Origin of the sequence: Pseudoflavonifractor phocaeensis, assembly GCF_016901955.1 — a bacterium.
GTDB lineage: Bacteria > Bacillota > Clostridia > Oscillospirales > Oscillospiraceae > Flavonifractor > Flavonifractor phocaeensis_A.
Genome location: NZ_JACJLC010000212.1, coordinates 1 through 729 on the forward strand (window position 1 = coordinate 1; position 729 = coordinate 729).

General features: G+C 51.2%; 1 protein-coding gene. It reads left to right on the forward strand.

The window, feature by feature from the left end:
* Positions 1-296: 296 nt before the first annotated feature.
* The coding region (locus tag H6B51_RS17215) for an IS110 family transposase (RefSeq protein WP_204884812.1) at positions 297-729 on the forward strand (433 nt) is incomplete at its 3' end.

The following is a 729-nucleotide window of genomic DNA, read 5'->3' on the forward strand; positions in this document are numbered from 1 at the left end:
CTTTCCGCTGCGCTCCAAGGCACCAAAGAGGATGAAACACAGTGCCCCTAACGCAGCAAGTCGATATTTGTTAGAATGTACTTGAGGAAGCAGGCACACTACAGAGCACGTGGAGGTGAGTAGGCTCAACCTTGCGTTGGACTGAATATATATGTGTGCCGGATGCTCTTTCAAGCACCAATGAGTAGGGCATGGAACCCTGTAACCTTATCTTTGGAGAGACGGACTACTTCAATCTTTCAGTGAGCATCCAGTCCCTGCCTGTTCCCTCAAATACTGTTTCGAGGGGATGTGTTATGCTTAAAATCGTTTACCGCATCTGCTGCGGGATGGATGTCCACAAATCCTTTGTCGTTGCCTGTATCGCTTCTACTAATGAGCAGGGCGTGACGACCTACAAGAGCAAGCGCTTTTCCACGTTCACTGGTGATTTACGCCGGTGTGCTGCCTGGCTGGCCGAGAATGACTGCAAGGATGTGTGCATGGAATCCACCGGAAAGTATTGGATTCCCATTTACAACATTCTGGAGCGCACCTGCAATGTTGTCCTCGCTCACCCCAAATATGTGAAAGCCATCCGAGGCAAGAAAACGGACAAGCGGGACGCCAAGTGGATCGCGGACATCTTCAAGCACGACCTCGTCGCCGGGAGCTTTATCCCTCCAGCGGATATTCGCCAGCTTCGGGATTTGGTACGTTACCGCTGGAAACTCACCAACTTCACTACCG